At 74.9% G+C, this 3,296-nt stretch carries 1 protein-coding gene; it reads right to left on the bottom strand.

Translation table 11 applies throughout. From position 1 onward, the window contains the following. The coding region (locus tag B7767_RS39255; protein WP_143652904.1) for a non-ribosomal peptide synthetase at positions 1-3,296 on the bottom strand (3,296 nt) is incomplete at both ends.

The following is a 3,296-nucleotide window of genomic DNA, read 5'->3' as shown; positions in this document are numbered from 1 at the left end:
CCGGCGCGACCGGCCGGCCGGGGTCCACCTCCGCTCCGTCCCCGGCCGGGCGCGGCGCGGGGCGGGCGGTGGCCGCCCCGTCGAGCACGGTGGCGAGGCCGGCGACGGTCAGTGCGTCGAAGACGTCCCGGACGCCCAGTTCCGTGCCGAACTCGGTGCGGATCCGGCCCAGCAGCCGCATCGCGGCCATCGAATGGCCGCCCAGCGCGAAGAAGTCGTCGTGGACGCCGACGTCGTCCAGCCGGAGGATCTCGCGGAACAGCCCGGCCAGCCGGACCTGCGTCCGGGTGGCGGGGTGGGCGTCGCCGGTCATGGAGGACCAGTCCGGCGCGGGCAGCGCCCTGCGGTCCAGTTTGCCGTTGGGGGTCAGCGGCAGCGGGCCGTCCAGCGGTACGACGAGGGCCGGGACCATGTACTCGGGCAGCAGTCCGGCGACATGGGCGCGCAGCGCCCGCGGGTCGAGGTCCGCGCCGCCGTCGGGCACGGCGTAACCGACGAGGCGCACGATGTCGCCGTCGCGGTCGGCGGTCACGGCCGCCTGGCCGACCGCCGGGTGGCCGGTGAGGGCCGCCTCGATCTCGCCGAGCTCGATGCGGAACCCGCGGATCTTCACCTGGGTGTCCACCCGGCCGAGGAAGTCGAGGTTGCCGTCCGCCCGCCAGCGGGCGCGGTCGCCCGTGCGGTACATGCGGCCGCCGGGCGGTCCGAACGGGTCGGCGACGAACCGCTCGGAGGTGAGCGCGGGCCTGCCGAGGTAGCCGCGGGCGAGACCGCGCCCGGCGACGTACAGCTCCCCCGCCACGCCGGGCGGGACCGGGCGGAGGTGTTCGTCCAGGACGTAGCAGCGGGTGTTGGGGTCGGGGCGGCCGATGGGGACCCGGCCGGGCGTGCGCGATCCGTGTGCGCGGGAGGGCCACAGGGTGGAGTTGACGGTCGCCTCGGTGAGCCCGTAGGCGCAGATCAGGTGGGCGGTGGTGCCGAAGCGTTCGAACAGGTCCGGCGGGACCGTCTCGGTGCCGACCAGGACGGTCGACCCCTCGGGCAGGGCGCAGCCGGGCGGCAGGGCGGAGACCAGGGACGGCGGCAGGATCATGTGGGTGACGCGCTGGTCCGCGAGGAAGTCGGTGAGCGCCTCTCCGGCGACCCGTGCCTCGTCGGGGACCAGTACGAGCCGGCCGCCGTGGCACAGGGCCATGGCCAGTTCGAAGACGAACACGTCGAAGCCGATGGAGGCGAACTGGAGCACCCTGCTGTCGGGGCGCAGGTCCATGCGGTCGACGGCGGTGGCGACCAGGCTGGAGACGCCCTCGTGGGAGACGACGACGCCCTTGGGCCGGCCCGTCGAACCGGAGGTGTAGATGACGTACGCGGCCTGGTCCAGCGCGACCGGGCGGGCGTCCAGGGGGGTGTCCGGCAGGCGGTCCAGTGCGGTCACGGTCGCGGGGGCGTCGAGCAGCACCACGGGGACGCCCGGCACCTCGGGGATCTTGCCGGCCACCGGTTCGCTGCCGACGACGAGGGCGGCGCCCGAGTCCTCGATCATGTAGGTGAGGCGGTCGCCCGGGTGTGCCAGGTCCAGCGGCAGGAAGGCGGCGCCCAGCTTCAGCGCGGCGAGCACGGTCGCGATCATGTCGGTCGAGCGGGGTACGGCCACCCCGACCACGCTCTCGGTGCCCACGCCGTGCGCGGCGAGGAGCCGTGCGATGCGGTCGGCCCGTGCGTCGAGCCGTGCGTACGTCACCGGGCGGGAGCGCTCGACGACGGCGACCGCGTCGGGCCGCTCGGCGAGCCGCCGGGCGAAGAGGGCGGGCAGGGACGCCTCCTCGACGTCCCGTCCGGTGTCGTTGAAGCGCTCCAGGACCTGGTGGCGTTCCTCGGCGGAGAGGATCTCCGCCCGGGAGACGGGCTGTTCGGGCGCGGCGACGACGGCGGCGGTGAGCCTGCGCAGCCGTTCGCCGATCCGCTCGGCACTCCCGTGGTCGAACAGCTCGGTGGCGTACTCCAGACGGCAGCGGAGCGACCCCGGGTCGTGGTCGGTCCGCTGCCGCTCGGTGAAGCTGAACACGAGGTCGAACTTGGCCGATTCCACCGGGAACGGCAGGTACTCGGCGCTCAGGCCGGGCAGCTCGAGCGCGTCACCGGTACGGACGTGGTGGCCGACCATCACCTGGAACAGCGGGTTGCGGGCGAGCGACCGGGCCGGGTTGACCGCCTCCACCACCGCCTCGAACGGCACGTCCGCGTGCGAGAACGCGGCCAGGTCGGTCGCGCGGATCCGGGCGAGCAGCTCGGTGAAGCCGGGGTCGCCGCCGAGGTCGGCCCGTAGGACGAGGGTGTTGACGAAGAAGCCGACGAGGTCGTCCAGTGCCTGGTCGCCGCGGCCCGCGATGGGCGCGCCGAGCGGGATGTCCGTTCCGGCGCCCATGCGGTGGAGCAGGGTGGCGACGGCCGCGTGGACGACCATGAACATGCTGGTGCCGGTGGACCGGGCGAGCCGGCCGAGCCCTTCGTGGACGGCGGTGTCGAACTCGATGTCGAGTGCGGCCCCGGAGAACGCGGGACGCGCGGGACGCGGCCGGTCGGCGGGCAGGTCGAGTTCCTCGGGTGCTCCCGCCAATGTGGCGCGCCAGTAAGCCAGTTGACGGGCGGCCTGGCTGCCGGGGTCGGACGGGTCACCGAGCAGCCGCTGCTGCCAGAGGGCGTAGTCGGCGTACTGGACGGGCAGCGGCCGCCACGCGGGGGCGGTGCCCGCGAGGCGGGCGCGGTAGGCGGTGGCCAGGTCGCGCAGGAAGGGGCGGTCCGACCATTCGTCGGTGGTGATGTGGTGCAGCAGCAGCACGACGACGTGGTCCTCGGGGGTGATCTCCACGAGGGTGGCGCGCAGGGGCAGTTCGCGGGCGAGGTCGAACGGCCGGCGTACCGCGGCGGCCACGACGGCGGGCACCTCGGCCTCGGCGGCCCGGACGTGCTCCACCGGCGGGTGGGCCTCGTCGGCGGGCAGCACGCGCTGGAACACCCGGCCGTCCCGTTCGGCGAAGAGGGTGCGCAGGGCCTCGTGGCGGGCCGTCACATCGGCGAGGGCGGCGCGCCACGCCTCATGGTCGAGCGGTCCGCGCACCCGCGTCACCAGCGGGAAGTTGTACGCGGCGGAGGCGCACTCGATCTGCTGGACGACCCACAGCCGCTGCTGGGCGTGGGACAGCGGCAGCTCGGCGGGGCGCTCCCCGGCCGTGAGCGCGGGCCGGGCGGCGGCGTCGGAACGGGCCGTGCGCCGCGCCAGTTCGGCGACGGTGGGT

The sequence above is a fragment of the Streptomyces sp. 13-12-16 genome (assembly GCF_002114215.1).
In the GTDB taxonomy this organism is placed as follows: domain Bacteria; phylum Actinomycetota; class Actinomycetes; order Streptomycetales; family Streptomycetaceae; genus Streptomyces.
Note: the sequence above shows the minus strand (reverse complement) of the source record. Positions and strands in the feature narration are given on the sequence as shown.